This is a genomic window from Streptomyces sp. NPDC047002 (assembly GCF_040704505.1).
Classification (GTDB): Bacteria; Actinomycetota; Actinomycetes; order Streptomycetales; family Streptomycetaceae; genus Streptomyces.
Map to the genome: position 1 here is coordinate 85,820 of NZ_JBEYWC010000005.1, position 15,106 is coordinate 100,925.

General features: G+C 73.2%; 12 protein-coding genes. 10 read left to right on the forward strand and 2 right to left on the reverse strand.

Features of this window, described 5'->3' with window-relative positions; translation table 11 throughout:
• Positions 1-148 precede the first annotated feature (148 nt).
• From AB0910_RS07320 to AB0910_RS07335, 4 genes are all read left to right on the forward strand, one after another.
• Positions 149-283, forward strand: coding sequence for a hypothetical protein (locus AB0910_RS07320; protein WP_366743550.1), 135 nt, complete (start codon positions 149-151; stop codon positions 281-283).
• 80 nt (positions 284-363) lie between these two features.
• Positions 364-1,404, forward strand: a complete 1,041-nt coding sequence (locus tag AB0910_RS07325; protein ID WP_366743551.1) for a 3-isopropylmalate dehydrogenase — start codon at positions 364-366, stop codon at positions 1,402-1,404.
• Between the two features lie 251 nt (positions 1,405-1,655).
• Positions 1,656-2,735: a branched-chain amino acid aminotransferase gene (locus AB0910_RS07330; RefSeq protein ID WP_366743552.1), complete on the forward strand. Its 1,080-nt coding sequence runs from the start codon at positions 1,656-1,658 to the stop codon at positions 2,733-2,735.
• A gap of 209 nt (positions 2,736-2,944) precedes the next feature.
• A complete protein-coding gene (locus tag AB0910_RS07335) occupies positions 2,945-4,075 on the forward strand; it encodes an NAD(P)/FAD-dependent oxidoreductase (RefSeq protein ID WP_366743553.1) in 1,131 nt (376 codons plus the stop codon).
• A gap of 58 nt (positions 4,076-4,133) precedes the next feature.
• Here the strand turns inward: AB0910_RS07335 and AB0910_RS07340 are convergent, their stop codons facing one another.
• Positions 4,134-5,543 carry a cytosine permease gene (locus AB0910_RS07340; protein WP_366743554.1) on the reverse strand — a complete coding sequence of 470 codons (1,410 nt, stop codon included), beginning with the start codon at positions 5,541-5,543 and terminating at the stop codon, positions 4,134-4,136.
• 209 nt (positions 5,544-5,752) lie between these two features.
• Here AB0910_RS07340 and ureA point away from each other — a divergent pair, with 209 nt between their 5' ends.
• The 5 genes from ureA to cimA all read left to right on the forward strand — a co-directional run bounded on the left by ureA (position 5,753) and on the right by cimA (position 11,823).
• Positions 5,753-6,505, forward strand: coding sequence for an urease subunit gamma (gene ureA, locus AB0910_RS07345; RefSeq protein ID WP_366743555.1), 753 nt, complete (start codon positions 5,753-5,755; stop codon positions 6,503-6,505).
• Between the two features lie 5 nt (positions 6,506-6,510).
• A complete protein-coding gene (locus tag AB0910_RS07350; protein ID WP_366743697.1) occupies positions 6,511-8,193 on the forward strand; it encodes an urease subunit alpha in 1,683 nt (560 codons plus the stop codon).
• A gap of 151 nt (positions 8,194-8,344) precedes the next feature.
• Positions 8,345-9,346, forward strand: a complete 1,002-nt coding sequence (locus tag AB0910_RS07355; protein ID WP_366743556.1) for an agmatine deiminase family protein — start codon at positions 8,345-8,347, stop codon at positions 9,344-9,346.
• A gap of 37 nt (positions 9,347-9,383) precedes the next feature.
• Positions 9,384-9,995, forward strand: coding sequence for a TetR/AcrR family transcriptional regulator (locus AB0910_RS07360; RefSeq protein WP_366743557.1), 612 nt, complete (start codon positions 9,384-9,386; stop codon positions 9,993-9,995).
• A 217-nt stretch (positions 9,996-10,212) separates the two neighbouring features.
• On the forward strand, positions 10,213-11,823 hold the full coding sequence (gene cimA / locus AB0910_RS07365) for a citramalate synthase (protein WP_366743558.1): 1,611 nt from the start codon (positions 10,213-10,215) through the stop codon (positions 11,821-11,823).
• 69 nt (positions 11,824-11,892) lie between these two features.
• On the opposite strand, the gene AB0910_RS07370 is transcribed toward cimA, so the two are convergent.
• Complete coding sequence (locus AB0910_RS07370) at positions 11,893-13,758, reverse strand: ricin-type beta-trefoil lectin domain protein (RefSeq protein ID WP_366743559.1); 1,866 nt, start codon at positions 13,756-13,758, stop codon at positions 11,893-11,895.
• 300 nt (positions 13,759-14,058) lie between these two features.
• On the opposite strand from AB0910_RS07370, the gene AB0910_RS07375 reads away from it, so the two are divergent.
• Positions 14,059-15,033: a LacI family DNA-binding transcriptional regulator gene (locus tag AB0910_RS07375; protein ID WP_366743560.1), complete on the forward strand. Its 975-nt coding sequence runs from the start codon at positions 14,059-14,061 to the stop codon at positions 15,031-15,033.
• Positions 15,034-15,106: the final 73 nt, after the last annotated feature.

Consider the following 15,106-nt stretch of genomic DNA (forward strand, 5'->3'; position numbering starts at 1 on the left):
CTCCATCGAGCGGCGGCGGACGCGGACAGCCCCCGAGGCAGGCCACCCCTGCGGGGCGGGTCCCCCGCCCCTGGTTCCGGTCACCCCTCCGTGCGCCGCGCGCGCCCCGCCGCCGCGCGGCTCCAGCTGGCAGAAGGAGTCGATCCCCATGGCAGAGACGATCGTCCGCCGCACCCGGACCCGCCACACCCCCCGCACGAGCGAGTCCGACCGCAGGAACGCGGCGGCCGCCCTCCAGCGCGCCCTCGACCGCAGGGACAACGGCGGCTCCACCGGCCACTGAGCCCCCCGCGGGAGACGGGCCCCGCGTCCGCCATGTGGACGCCCGATGTCATTCCCTGGGACGCGCGCTAGGCTGCCGCCATGTCTCGCAGCATCGATCTCGCAGTGATCCCCGGTGACGGCATCGGCAAGGAAGTCGTGGCCCAGGGCCTCAAGGTCCTGGAAGCCGTCCTGCCGCAGGACGTCAAGCTGGAGACCAAGCACTACGACCTCGGTGCGGGCCGCTGGCACCGCACCGGGGAGACCCTCCCCGACGAGGAGCTCGAAGCCCTCAAGGCCCACGACGCCATCCTGCTCGGCGCGATCGGCGACCCGTCCGTCCCCTCGGGCGTACTGGAGCGCGGGCTGCTGCTCAAGCTGCGCTTCGCCTTCGACCACTACGTGAACCTGCGCCCCTCGCGCCTCTTCCCGAACACCGCGTCGCCGCTCGCCGGGAACCCGGCGATCGACTTCGTCGTCGTGCGCGAGGGCACCGAGGGCCCGTACACCGGAAACGGCGGCTCGCTGCGCACCGGCACCCCCGCCGAGGTGGCCACCGAGGTCAGCCTCAACACCGCGTACGGCGTGGAGCGCGTCGTGCGCGACGCCTACGAGCGGGCGAACGCCCGCCCCCGCAAGAAGCTGACGCTCGTCCACAAGAACAACGTCCTCGTCTACGCGGGACACCTGTGGAAGAACATCTTCGACCGCGTGGGCCGCGAGTACCCCGAGGTCACCACGGACTACCTGCACGTCGACGCCGCCACGATCTTCCTGGTCACCCAGCCGGAGCGGTTCGACGTGATCGTCACCGACAACCTCTTCGGCGACATCCTGACCGACCTCGCCGCCGCGGTCTCCGGCGGCATCGGCATCGCCGCCTCGGCGAACATCAACCCGGACGGCACCTTCCCGTCCATGTTCGAGCCGGTCCACGGCTCCGCGCCGGACATCGCGGGCCAGGGCAAGGCCGACCCCACGGCGACCGTGCTCTCGGTCGTCCTGCTCCTGCGCCACCTCGGCTTCGACGCCGAGGCCACCGCCGTCGAGGAGGCCGTGGCCGCCGACCTCACCGAGCGCGACGGGACCCCACGCACCACCGACGAGATCGGCGACGCGCTCGCGGTACGCGTAGCGGGCTGACCCGACGGAAACACCACAGCCGCCGGGTGCACACCGCGCCCGGCGGCTGCCGCATGCCGCCACCGGGCGCACCACCCCCAGTGGCCGTACTCACCCTCCGCCCGCCCTCCGGCGCGGCCCGCGCGCGTGATAATCGTGCTGCGACCGCTGTTTCCGGGGATACTCGGACGTCCTCGTAGTTCGGGGCAGTCCGGGACGGCCAGGGGGTGTGCCGCGGTCCGCCACACACAACCGGTGAAGGACGATTACTGATGACCACGCCCACGATCGAGCTCAAGCCCTCGTCGAACCTGGTTCCCGCGGCCGACCGCGAGCGCATCCTGGCCGACCCCGGCTTCGGCCGCCACTTCACCGACCACATGGTGACGATCAGCTGGACCGAGGGCCGCGGCTGGCACGACGCCCAGCTGGTGCCGTACGCCCCGCTCTCCCTCGACCCCGCCAACATGACGCTGCACTACGCGCAGACGATCTTCGAGGGGCTCAAGGCGTACCGGCAGGCCGACGGCTCGGTCGCCTCCTTCAGGCCCGAGGCCAACGCCCGCCGCTTCCGGCGCTCCGCCCGCCGCATGGCCATGCCCGAGCTGCCCGACGAGCTGTTCGTCGCCGCGTGCGACGCGCTGGTCAAGCAGGACGCCGACTGGGTCCCCGCCAGCGGCGAGGAGAGCCTCTACCTGCGGCCCTTCATGTTCGCCACCGAGGTCGGCGTCGGCGTGCACCCGGCCAACGAGTTCCTGTTCATCGTCATCGCCTCGCCCGCGGGCGCCTACTTCAGCGGCGGTGTGAAGCCGGTCTCGGTGTGGATCTCCGACGACTACGTCCGCGCGGCCCCCGGCGGCACCGGCGAGGCCAAGGCGGGCGGCAACTACGCATCCTCGCTGCTGGCGCAGGCCGAGGCCACCGCCCACGGCTGCGACCAGGTGGTCTGGCTCGACGGCGTCGAGCGCCGGTGGATCGAGGAGATGGGCACCAACAACCTGTTCTTCGTCTACGGCGACAAGGTCGCCACGCCCGCCTTCTCCGGCTCCCTCCTCGCGGGCATCGTCCGCGACTCCCTCCTCACCATCGCCGCCGACCTCGGCTACGAGGTCGTGGAGGAGCGGATCTCCGTCGAGGACTGGCGCAGGGCCTCGGCCGACGGCTCGCTGACCGAGGTCTTCGGCTGCGGCACGGCCGCCGTCATCACCCCCGTCGGCCAGGTCAAGTCCAAGGGCGGGGACTGGACGGTCCCCGCGCCCGGCGAGGTCACCATGCGGCTGCGCAGGACGCTCCTCGACATCCAGACCGGTGCGGCCGAGGACACCCACGGCTGGCTCCACCGCATCGCCTGAACCACCCCGCGGGGCCGGCCGGGGGCGCCCCGGCCGGCCCCGCGCCGGTGTCCGGGCCACCGCCGCCGCGCCGCGCACGGTGTCGGCGGGCTGTCGGGGTGTCGGCGGGCTGTCGGGAGTATGTCGGCACCCTGTCGACGGGGGCGGCGAACCTGGCGGCAGAACCGCGGGGCGACCGCCCCGCGGGACCCCGACAGGCAAGGAACCCCATGCGGACCCATGTCACGATCGTCGGCGCCGGGCTCGGCGGCCTCGTCCTCGCCCGCGTCCTGCACCTCCACGGCATCCCCGCCACCGTCTACGAGGGTGAGCCCTCGCCGGCCTCCCGCGCCCAGGGCGGGATGCTCGACATCCACGACGACAACGGCCAGCCGGCTCTGGAAGCGGCGGGACTCCTCGACGCGTTCCGCGGTGCGGTCCTCGAAGGCCGCCAGGCCATCAGGGCGCTGTCCCCCGACGGCACGGTCCTGTTCGACAAGGCCGACGACGGCACCGGCGGCCGCCCCGAGATCCAGCGCGGCGACCTGCGGCGCATCCTGCTCGACTCGCTGCCCGAGGGCACCGTCCGCTGGGGCCGCAAGGTCAGCGGCGTACGGTCCCTCGGCGAGGGGCGCCACGAGGTGGCCTTCGCCGACGGCACCACCACGACCGCCGAGCTGCTGGTGGGCGCCGACGGCGCCTGGTCGAAGGTCCGGCCGCTGGTCTCCGGCGCGGTGCCCGCCTACTCGGGCACCTCCTTCGTCGAGACGTACCTCTTCGACGCGGAGAGCCGGCACCCCGCCACCGCCAAGGCGGTCGGCGGCGGTTCGATGTTCGCGTTCGACACGAACGAGCGGTGGATGGGCGCGCACCGCGAGAGCGGCGAGACCCTGCACGCCTACGTCGCGCTCGCCAGGCCGCTCGCCTGGTTCGACGCCGTCGACTTCACCGACGGGGCGGCGGCCGCCGCGCGGATCGCCGCGGAGTTCGACGGCTGGGCGCCCGAGCTGACGGCGCTCATCACGGACGCCGACACCCCGCCCGTGCTCCGCCCCCTCCACGGGCTGCCCACCGGGCACTCCTGGCAGCGCACCCCGGGGGTCACCCTCGTCGGCGACGCCGCCCACCTCGCGCCCCCGGACGGCGAGGGCGCCAACCTCGCGCTCCAGGACGGCGCCGAGCTCGCCCTCGCCCTCGCCGCGCACCCCGGCGAGACCGAGGCCGCGCTCGCCGCGTACGAGGAGGCGCTCTTTCCCCGCAGCGCCGAGGCGGGGGCGGCCGCGGAGGCGGCGAACAACTCCTCGCTCCAGGACATCATCGAGTTCTTCAGCCGGGAGCACCGGGAGAACCAGACGTCCTGAGCGCCCGCCAGGCCGCCGCCCGCCGCGCACGGCGGGCGGCGGGGGGAGGCCGTTGTCCTCAGGCCGACTCGCCGGCGAGGGCGGCCGCGGGGACGGGCGCCGTGCGCGTCAGGACCAGGTAGACCGCGCCGCCCGCGAGCCCCGAGAGCACGAACGAGCAGTCGATGCCGCCGGTCAGGCGCAGCAGCGGCCCCTCGTACGGCGTCGAGACCCCGCACAGGCCGACCGCGGCGCCGACCGCCCAGGCGAGCGTGGCGCGCGGGTGCCAGCCGGCCCGGTACCAGTAGATGCCGCCCCGGCTGCGCCGGTTGAAGACCTGGAGCGCGTCGGCGTCGTACACCCCGCCCGTCCTGCGGTGGGCGATCAGGGTGATCACCGCCCACGGCATGCCGACCGCGGTGAGCAGCAGCACGAAGGTGGTCATCGCGTTCTGCGCGTCCCACGCGAAGTGGCCCACGAAGACGAAGACGGTGGCGACGACGGCGACCACCAGGGTGGCCCGCACCCGGGTGGCGCGCGGCAGGATCGCGTCGAGGTCGAGGCCCATCGAGTAGAGCATCAGGCCGGAGTTGCCCACGGACCCCGCGAGCGCCACCACGAGCAGCGGCACCAGGTACCAGCCGGGCGAGGCGGCGACCAGCGGCCCCGCGTAGTCGAGCGCGGCGCGCGCCGCGTACGCCGTGTACGTGCCGAACAGCTGCGGCACCAGCAGCCCTGCGAACAGGCCCGCGCAGGTCGCCGCGTACACCGCGCGCCTGCCGTGGCGGCGCGGCGAGACATAGCGGGTGTAGTCGCCGAGCAGGGTGATGAAGGCGACCGGGCCGCTCAGCCCCGCCGTCACCGCGGACAGCAGCCAGGTCGGCCAGAACGAGCCGAGCAGGTACGGGGTGTGCGGGGGCGCCTGCGTCGTCAGGTGCGGCGCGTAGGCGAACAGGCCCGCGACCAGCAGGGCCGTCATGACGACGGCGAGCGCCTTGCTCATCCGCAGCAGCAGCTGGTAGCCGTAGACCGCGCCGACGACGGTGAGGGCGGCGAGCACCGCGTACACCGCGGTGTGCACGGCGCCGCCCGTCGGCAGCCCGGTCAGCCGGGCGAGCGTGGAGATCGTCACGTCCCCGCCGATCCACAGCGTCAGCGCCGTGTAGCCGAGCGAGAGCAGCAGCCCGACCACCGAGCCCACGAGGCGCCCGCGCACCCCGAAGGCCGCGCCGCTCGACGTGGACAGGTTGGTGCCGGTGCGCAGCGAGACCAGCGCGAGCGGCGCGGTGACCACGACCCCGGCGACGGTCCCGGCCACGATCGAGGAGACGGCCCCCGCCATGCCGAGGCCGTAGGAGACCGGGAGCCAGCCGAAGATGACCACCCCGAGGCAGAGGTTGGACCCCAGCAGGATGCTCATCAGGTCGCGGGGCCCGCTGGTGCGTTCCCCGTCCGGGATGGTGTCGACTCCGCGCTGTTCCGTCGGCATGGGCGCTCTCCCTGGCACTGCGTGTGCGGCGATGTGGGGCGGTGCGGGCGTTCGGCGGCGTGGGGGCGGGGGACACCGCGACCCTGCGAGCCGCCATGTTTGAGTGGTGCTCAATCTGACTCAGTCAGGCTCACCCGTCAATGTTTCCGACACATGACGTTCATGGATTTCTCTGGTTAGAGTGTTGTTCGAAAGGGAGGTGTGGCTCGATGCGACTCACCCCGACGGAGCGCGACCGGCTGCTGCTGTTCGACGCCGCCTGCCTCGCCAGGGCCCGCAGGGCGCGCGGCCTGCGGCTCAACGTCCCCGAGGCCACCGCGCTGATCGCCGACACCGTCTGCGAGGCCGCTCGCGACGGGCTCAGGCTCGCCGAGGCGGTCGCGGCGGGCCGCGCCGTGCTCGGCCCCGCCGACGTGCTGCCGGGCGTCGCCGAACTCGTCACCGAGATCCATGTGGAGGCCGTCTTCGACGACGGCTCGCGGCTCGCCGTCGTCCACGACCCGATCGGCGGCGACGGCGACCCGGCGCGCATCGCTCCGGGCGCGCTGCTGCCCGCGCCGCCGCACCCCGAGCCCGCACCCGCGCGCACCCTGGCCGTGCGCAACACGGCCGCCGTCCCGGTCAGCGTCACCTCCCACTTCCACTTCTTCGAGGCCAACCCCCGCCTCGACTTCGACCGCTCGGCCGCCTACGGGATGCGCCTCGCCGTCCCCGCCGGCTCCTCCGTGCGCTTCGCGCCGGGCGCCACCGGGCAGGTCGGCCTGCTGCCGATCGGCGGCGACCGGATCGCGATCGGCTTCGCGGGCCTCGTCGACGGCCCGCTCGACGCCCCGGGTGCTCGGGACGAGGCCCTGCGCAGAGCTGCGGCCTGCGGCTACCTCGGCGCGCACGCCCCCGGGCCCGCGCCGCGGCGCGGCGGCAGCGCGGAAAGCCCTGGCACCACGGGAGAGGACGCCGGATGAGCCCCATGGACCCCGACGAGTACGCGGCGGTGCACGGCCCCCGCGCGGGCGACCGGATACGGCTCGGCGACAGCGGGCTCGTCGTCCGCGTGGAGTCCGACTCCCAGCGCCCAGGCGACGAGTTCCTCGCGGGCTTCGGCAAGACCGCGCGCGACGGCCTGCACCTCAAGGCCGCGGCAGTCCGCGACACCTGCGACGTCGTCATCAGCAACGTGCTGGTGATCGACGCGGTCGCCGGGATCAGGAAGACGTCCATCGGCATACGAGAAGGCCGGATCGCGGCCCTCGGCAGGGCGGGCAACCCCGACACCCTCGACGGCGTGGACGTGGTCGTCGGCACCGGCACCACCATCGTCCCGGGCGAGGGCCTGATCGCCACCGCGGGCGCCGTCGACACCCATGTCCACCTGCTCTCGCCGCGCGTCATGGAGGCGTCTCTCGCCTCCGGCGTCACCACCGTCGTCGGCCAGGAGTTCGGCCCGGTCTGGGGCGTCGGCGTCAACTCGCCCTGGGCGCTGCGCCACGCCTTCGCCGCCTTCGACGCCTGGCCCGTCAACATCGGCTTCCTGGCCCGCGGTTCGTCCTCACAACCGTCGCCCCTCGTGGAGGCGCTCGCCGAGGGCGGCGCCTCGGGCTTCAAGGTCCACGAGGACATGGGCGCCCACACCCGCGCCCTCGACACCGCGCTGCGCGTCGCCGAGGAGCACGACGTCCAGGTCGCCCTGCACAGCGACGGGCTGAACGAGTGCCTGACCGTAGAGGACACCCTCGCCGTGCTGGAGGGCAGGACCATTCACGCCTTCCACATCGAGGGCTGCGGCGGCGGCCACGTGCCCAACGTGCTGCGCATGGCGGGCGTCCCGAACGTCATCGGCTCCTCCACCAACCCCACCCTGCCGTTCGGCCGCGACGCGGTCGCCGAGCACTACGGCATGATCGTCTCCGTCCACGGCCTCAAGCCCGACCTGCCGGGCGACGCCGCGCTCGCCCGCGACCGGATCAGGGCGGGCACCATGGGCGCCGAGGACGTGCTGCACGACGCCGGCGCCATCGGCATCACCTCCTCGGACGCCCAGGGCATGGGCCGCGCAGGCGAGACCGTGCGGCGCACCTTCGCGATGGCCGCCGCCATGAAGGCCGCCCGAGGACCGGCGGAGGGCGACGGGGAAGGCGACGACAACGCCCGCGTCCTGCGCTACATCGCCAAGCTCACCGTCAACCCGGCCATCGCGCACGGCCTCGCTCACGAGGTCGGCTCGCTCGAAGCGGGCAAGCTCGCCGACATCGTGCTGTGGCAGCCGGGCTCCTTCGGCGCCAAGCCGCAGCTCGTACTGAAGTCGGGCTTCCCCGCGTACGGCGTCACCGGCGACCCGGGCGCGGCCACCGACGACTGCCAGCCGCTCGTGCTCGGACCGCAGTTCGGCGCGCACGGGGCCGCCCCCGCGGATCTGTCCGTCGCGTTCGTCTCCGGCGCGGCCGCCGCGCTCGGCACCGACCTGATGCCGACGCGCCGCCGTCGCGTCGCCGTGCGCGGCACCCGCGGCATCGGCCCGGCCGACCTGGTGCGCAACACCCGCACCGGCGACGTGCGGGTCGACGCGTCGACGGGCCGCGTCACCCTCGACGGCGACCCGGTGCGCGCGGAGCCCGTCGAGTCCGTGCCCCTCAACCGCCTCTACTTCCTGTGATTCCTCACGTCCCTCCGATGCGTCGGGTTCCCCTGATGGCCCAGGCCCCTCCGACTCCTCATGCCCCTCCGACCCATCGGATTCCTCTGACATCCGCGGGAGCGGCCGCTCCCCGCCACCACCGCCTTCTGTGAGGACAGCCGTGTTCCGCATGCCGCCCGAATGGGCCCCGCACGAGCGCACCTGGATGGCCTGGCCCGGCCCCAACCCCACCTTCGACACCCCGCAGCGGCTCGCGGCCGCCGAGGACGCCTGGGCCGAAGTGGCCCGCGCCGTACGCCGGTTCGAGCCGGTCACCGTCGTCGCGCGCCCCGGCGCCGCGGCCCGGGCCCGTGCGCTGCTCGGCCAGGACATCGACGTGGTCGAGCGGGAGCTCGACGACGCGTGGATGCGCGACATCGGCCCCACCTTCGTCAGCGACGGGCGGCGGCTCGCCGCCGTCGACTGGACGTTCAACGGCTGGGGCGCCCAGGAGTGGGCGCGCTGGGAGCACGACGCGAAGATCGCCGCCCATGTCGCCGACCTCGCCGGCGTCCCCGTCCACCCCTCGCCCCTGGTCAACGAGGGCGGCGGCGTGCACGTCGACGGCGAGGGCACCGTCCTGCTCACCGAGACCGTGCAGCTCGGGGCCGAGCGCAACCCCGGCTGGACCAGGGAGCGCGTCGAGGCGGAGGTGCACGCCAGGCTCGGCACCACCAAGGCCGTCTGGCTGCCGCGCGGCCTGACCGCGGACTACGGCCGCTACGGCACCCGCGGCCATGTCGACATCGTCGCCGCCTTCGCCGCGCCCGGCGTCGTCGTCGCGCACACCCAGCCCGACCCCGCCCACCCCGACCACGAGCCGTGCGCGCGGATCGTGGAGCTGCTGCGCGCCGCGACCGACGCGCGCGGCCGCAGGCTCGACGTGGTCGAGGTGCCCGCCCCGACCCGGCTCACCGAGGACGGCGCCTGGGTCGACCACTCGTATATCAACCACTACCTGTGCAACGGGGGAGTGGTGCTGTGCGCCTTCGACGACCCGCGCGACGCCGAGGCCGCCGCCGTCTTCCGCCGTCTCTTCCCCGGCCGCGAGGTCGTCCAGGTCGACGCCCGCACGGTCTTCGCGGCCGGCGGCGGCATCCACTGCGTCACCCAGCAGCAACCGCTGCCCTGAGCAGGGCGGGCCGCCGAGCATCGGGTACAACGTACGGATGACCGTGTCGCCGCGCCGCCGCCACACCGCCCCGCCGCGCGAGGACGTGCTCGCGGCCGCCATGGACACCATCGCCGAGCACGGCCTCGACGCGCTGACCATGGCGGGGCTCGGCCGCGAGGTCGGCATGAGCAGCGGCCACCTGCTCTACTACTTCCGCACCAAGGACGAGCTGCTGCTGCGCACCCTGGAGTGGAGCGAGGGCCGGCTCGGCGCCGAGCGCAGCGCCCTGCTCTCGCGCCGGCAGAGCGCGGCCGAGCGGCTCGACGGCTATGTCGCCCTCTACCTGCCCGACGGCCACCGCGACCCGCACTGGACGCTCTGGCTCGAGGTGTGGAACAGCTCCCAGAACGCGCCGGACGACGCCCGCGACCGGCAGGCCGCCATCGAGGGCGCCTGGCACCGCGACCTGGTGGCGCTGCTCGCCGAGGGGGTCTCGCGGGGCGAGTTCCGCCCGGTGGACCCCGACAGGTACGCCACCAGGCTGCGCGCCATGCTCGACGGCCTGAGCATCCACGTGGTGGTCGGGCTGCCCGGCACCGGCCGCGCCGACGCCCTCGCCCACGTGCGGGAATTCCTCGGCCAGACCCTGCGGGCGCCCGCATCGTGAGACACCCGGTCCAGCGGCGCTGAGCCGTGCCAGAATCGGACCGTGCTCTCGTTCGCCATGATTATCGGCAGCAGGCGCGCCGGTCCACGCTGACCGTCCCGTACCCCGACGTACGCGGCGGCACCCGTGCCACGACCCGCGCGCAGACCTCTCGCATCCGCGAGGGGTCTTTTCGTTTTCCGGCGGCTTCCGCGCCACTGAGTCAGGAGCAACCCGCATGACCACGCACGCCACCGCACCCGACGACAGTTTCCACGTCTTCGACACGACGCTGCGCGACGGTGCGCAGCGCGAGGGCATCAACCTCACCGTGGCGGACAAGCTGGCTGTCGCCCGCTACCTGGACGAGTTCGGGGTGGGGTTCATCGAGGGCGGGTGGCCGGGCGCCAACCCGCGGGACACGGAGTTCTTCCAGCGGGCCCGCGAGGAGATCGACTTCCGGCACGCCCAGCTCGTCGCCTTCGGCTCGACCCGCAAAGCGGGCGGCACGGCCGCGGAGGACCCGCAGGTCAAGGGGCTCGTCGACTCCGGGGCCCCGGTGGTGACGCTGGTCGCCAAGGCACACGACCGGCATGTGGAGCTGGCGCTGCGCACCACTCTGGAGGAGAACCTGGAGATGGTCAGGGACACCGTGTCGTACCTGCGCGGACAGGGCCGGCGCGTGTTCGTGGACTGCGAGCACTTCTTCGACGGCTACCGCGCCAACCCGGACTACGCGCTCTCCGTGGTCCGCACCGCGGCACAGGCGGGCGCCGACGTGGTCGTGCTGTGCGACACCAACGGCGGGATGCTGCCCGGGCAGGTGCACACGGCGGTGGCCGAGGTGCTCGCCGCGACCGGCGCCAGGCTCGGCATCCACGCGCAGGACGACTCCGGGTGCGCCGTCGCCAACACCTTCGCCGCCGTCGACGCGGGCGCCACCCACGTGCAGTGCACGGCCAACGGCTACGGCGAGCGGGTCGGCAACTGCAACCTCTTCCCCGTGGTCGCCGCCCTTGAGCTCAAGTACGGCCGGCGGGTCCTGCCGGACGGCGCGCTCGCCGAGATGACCCGGATCTCGCACGCCATCGCCGAGGTCGTCAACCTCGCCCCCTCCACCCACCAGCCGTACGTCGGCGTCTCGGCCTTCGCGCACAAGGGCGGCCTGCACGCCTCGGCGATCAAGGTCGACCCCGACCTCTACCAGCACATCGACCCCGAGGTCGTCGGCAACACCATGCGGATGCTCGTCTCCGACATGGCGGGCCGCGCCTCCGTCGAGCTCAAGGGCAAGGAGCTGGGCTTCGACCTCAGCGGCGACCGCGACCTGGTCGGCCGGGTGGTCGCCCGGGTCAAGGAGCGCGAGCTGAAGGGCTACACGTACGAGGCGGCCGACGCCTCCTTCGAGCTGATGCTGCGCGCCGAGGTCGGCGGGCGCCCGGTGGCGTACTTCCGCACGGAGTCCTGGCGGGCGATCATCGAGGACCGCCCCGACGGCAGCCACGCCAACGAGGCCACCGTCAAGCTGTGGGCCAAGGGCGAGCGGATCGTCGCCACCGCCGAGGGCAACGGACCCGTCAACGCCCTCGACCTCGCCCTGCGCCTCGGCCTCGAACGGATCTACCCGCAGCTCGCGGAGTTCCGGCTCGCCGACTACAAGGTCCGCATCCTGGAGGGCAGGCAGGGCACCGAGTCCATCACGCGCGTGCTGATCACCACCTCGGACGGCGGCGCCGAGTGGTCCACCGTCGGCGTCGGCGAGAACGTGATCGCGGCGTCCTGGTACGCACTGGCCGACGCCTACACCTACGGGCTGCTGCGGGCCGGGGTCGAGCCTGCCGCGGACTGAGCGGCCGCGCGGGCCGGGGCGCGCACGCCCCGGCCCGCGGCCTTCGTCGCGGGGGTCACCCGCCCGGTCCTACTGGAAGGTCCACTTCTGGTTGGCCGCGCCCGTGCACGACCACAGCTGCACCGGAGTGGAGTCGGCCGACGCCTGGTTGGTCACGTCGAGGCACTTGTTCGCCGCGGTGTTGACCACGTCGCCCGCCGCCTCGACCCGCCACTGCTGGGCCCCGGTGCCGTTGCAGTCGTAGAGCTGCACCCTGGCCCCGTTCGCGGTGGACGCCGCGCTGACGTCGAGGCACTTGCCGAGCGCCTTGACCGTGCCGTCGGAGCCCACCGACCACTGCTGGGCCGCGGTGCCGTTGCAGCCGTAGAGGTCTACGGCCGTCCCGTTGGCGCTGTTCGCTCCCGCGACGTCCAGGCACTTTCCCGCGAGGCCGCGAAAGGTGCCCGTCTTCGCGGACGGACCACCTGCCTGGGTGCCCGACCACGTGAAGGTGGCGGACGTGTGCGCGGGGACGGAGTAGGAGAAGTTCTCCCCGCCCCAGTTGACGCGGACCTGCTGGGCCGAGCCCGAGCCGTTGTAAGCGACGAGCGCCTTGGACCCGTCGGGGTTCTGGAAGGCCACGTTCGGCAGTGAGCCGGACGCGGTCGAGTCGATCCTGGTGGCGCCCGGCTTCACGAACTTCGTGAGCTGGCCCATCGTGTAGTACTCGACGGTGTAGTCGACCTGGCCGCTGCCGTCGTTGTGGACGGTGACGAGGCCGGTGCAGGTGCCGCAGCCGCCGTTGTGCGGACCCATGTTCTGGTCCACGGCGAGCGACCACTTCACCCAGCTCTGGCCCCAGTTGCGGAAGTAGTCGACGAGGTTGTTCATGTCCTCGTCCTGCTGGTTGCCGATCCAGGTGCCGCCGGAGTGCTCGGTGTCGAACGCGGGCACGTCCGGGTACTGGTTGTGCACCGTCGTCTGCACGTCGATGTGGCCCGTGTAGCCGTGGTAGGCGATGCCGCCGAAGTTCGGGTGGTTGCGGATCGCGGCGTCGTCCACACTGGGCGCGGCGAACGACTGGTACGAGTCGGGGTTCCAGTCGAGCGCAAGGACCTTGGTCTTGAGTCCGGCGTTCTGGAGCGCGGGCAGCAGGTTGTTCTTGGCGAAGTACGCGAGGCCCGAGCCGTTCCAGTTCATGCCCGGGTAGTCGGCGCCGACCGTCGGCTCGTTCTGCTCGGAGACGTAGTCGACGGGTATCCCGGCGGCCTGGTAGCCCTGGATGTACTTCACGAAGTACTGGGCGTAGGCGCTGTAGTACTGCGACTGGAGCCAGCCCTGGTTGTAGCTGTTGTTGTCCTTCATCCACGGCGGGGCCGTCCACGGCGAGGCCATCACGGTCAGCGCCGGGTCGAGCTGCTTGGCCTGCTTGGTCAACGGGATCACGTCGGCCTGGTCGTGCGCGAGCGAGAACCGCGACAGGCTCGGGTCGGCCGCGCCGTCGTCGTACGTGTAGCTGTTGCGGGCCAGGTCGGAGGCGCCCATCGGGTTGCGCAGGAAGCTGACGCCGATGCCGCTCGTGGGCGAGAACAGCTTGTTCATCACGTCGGTGCGGGTCGCCTGGGAGAGCGCGCCGCTGGAGTTCATCAGCCACGCGGCGGTGTCCGTGAAGGAGGCGCCCGCGCCGGTGAACTTCTGGTACTTGGTGTTCTCGTCGACCGTGATGTTGGTGCCGCTGCCGCCCGTCCCCGACTGGAAGGAGACCGGGGTCTGCTGCTGGAGGCCGCGGGTGACGTGCCGGCCGCCGGAGTCGTCGGTGCTGGTGAGGGTGATGTTCACCTGCTCGTTCGCGGCCTGGGCCGGAGCGGCGGCGAGACCGGTGAGGCCCGCGGTGGCCAGCGCGCCGGCGAGCGCGACGCTCGCAAGACGCCGGCCTGGGCCTGACGTTCTCTGCATGTGGGGCTGCCCTTCTCGACACTGAGGTGGGGGACCGATGGAGGGTGCGGCGTGAGTGAACTGCGCCCCCGCACTCCCGTCAAGAGGTTCCGCGTTCAGCTCGTGAACGCCCGTGTCCCCGGCTGCCGTTCTGACCTGCGGCCCAGCCCCTGTGTAACAAAGGTGCGGACCAATCTCCGCGTGAAGTGTTGACGGCGCGCCCGGTCGGCGGTTGACTTCGGGGCCGGCGCCGGTACCGGTTCCGGAACCGGTTGCGGTACCGGCAGCTCTCGTCTGCGGCGCGGGAAGCGGGAGGTCAGCGTGCGGGTGACGATGGCGGACGTCGCACGCGAGGCCGGCGTGAGCAAGACGACCGTCTCACGCGTCATCAATACCAGAAGTGAAGTCGACAAAGCGACGGCCGCCCGCGTGCGTGCCGTCATCGGCCGCCTCGGCTACGTGCCGAGCTCGGGTGCCGTCGGGCTGGCCAGGGGGACGAGCCGCACGCTCGGCATGCTGGTCCCCTCGCTCACCTGGTCCTGGATCGCCGAGGTCCTCCAGGGGGTGGTGGACACCGTCGAGGCGCGCGGGTACGGGCTGCTCCTCTACACCTGCAACCGCGGCGCCGAGTCCACCCGGCGCTTCACGGAGCAGGTCTCGGCCCGTGCCTTCGACGGGCTCCTGGTGGTCGAGCCGGAGAACACCCTCGACACCGTCGCCGCTCTGCACCGCGGAGGGCTGCCCGTCGTCCTCATCGACGACAGGGGCCGCCACCCGGACTTCCCCTCGGTGGTGACGACCAACCACGAGGGCGCGGCCTCCGCCGCGCGCCACCTGCGGGCCGCGGGCCGCACCCGCCCCCTCGTCGTCACCGGGCCGGGCCACTTCCCCTGCGTACGGGACCGGTTGCGCGGCTTCGCCGAGATTCTGCCGGAACACCGCGTCGCGCCGGGCGACTTCGGCGAGGAGTCCGGCAGCAGGGCGGTCCTGCGCGCCCTCGCGGAGGGCGCCGCGTTCGACGCGGTCTTCGCCCACAACGACCTCACGGCGGCGGGCGCGCTGCGGGCCCTGCGCGCCGCGGGCCGCTCCGTGCCGGACGACGTCGCCGTGATCGGCTTCGACGACCTGCCGATGGCCCGGCACACCGAGCCCCCGCTCACCACGGTCCGCCAGCCCGCGCGGCTGCTCGGGGAGACCGCGGCCCGGATGCTCCTCGACCACCTCGCGGGCGCCCCCGCGCCCGACGTCCCCGTCGTCCTGCCGACCGAGCTCGTGGTGCGCCGCTCCGCGCCCTGAGCCGCCGGGGGCGCGGCAGGGCCGCCAGGGGCCGCGGGGCCGCCGCCCGTGCAGGCCGTGAATGGGTACAAAA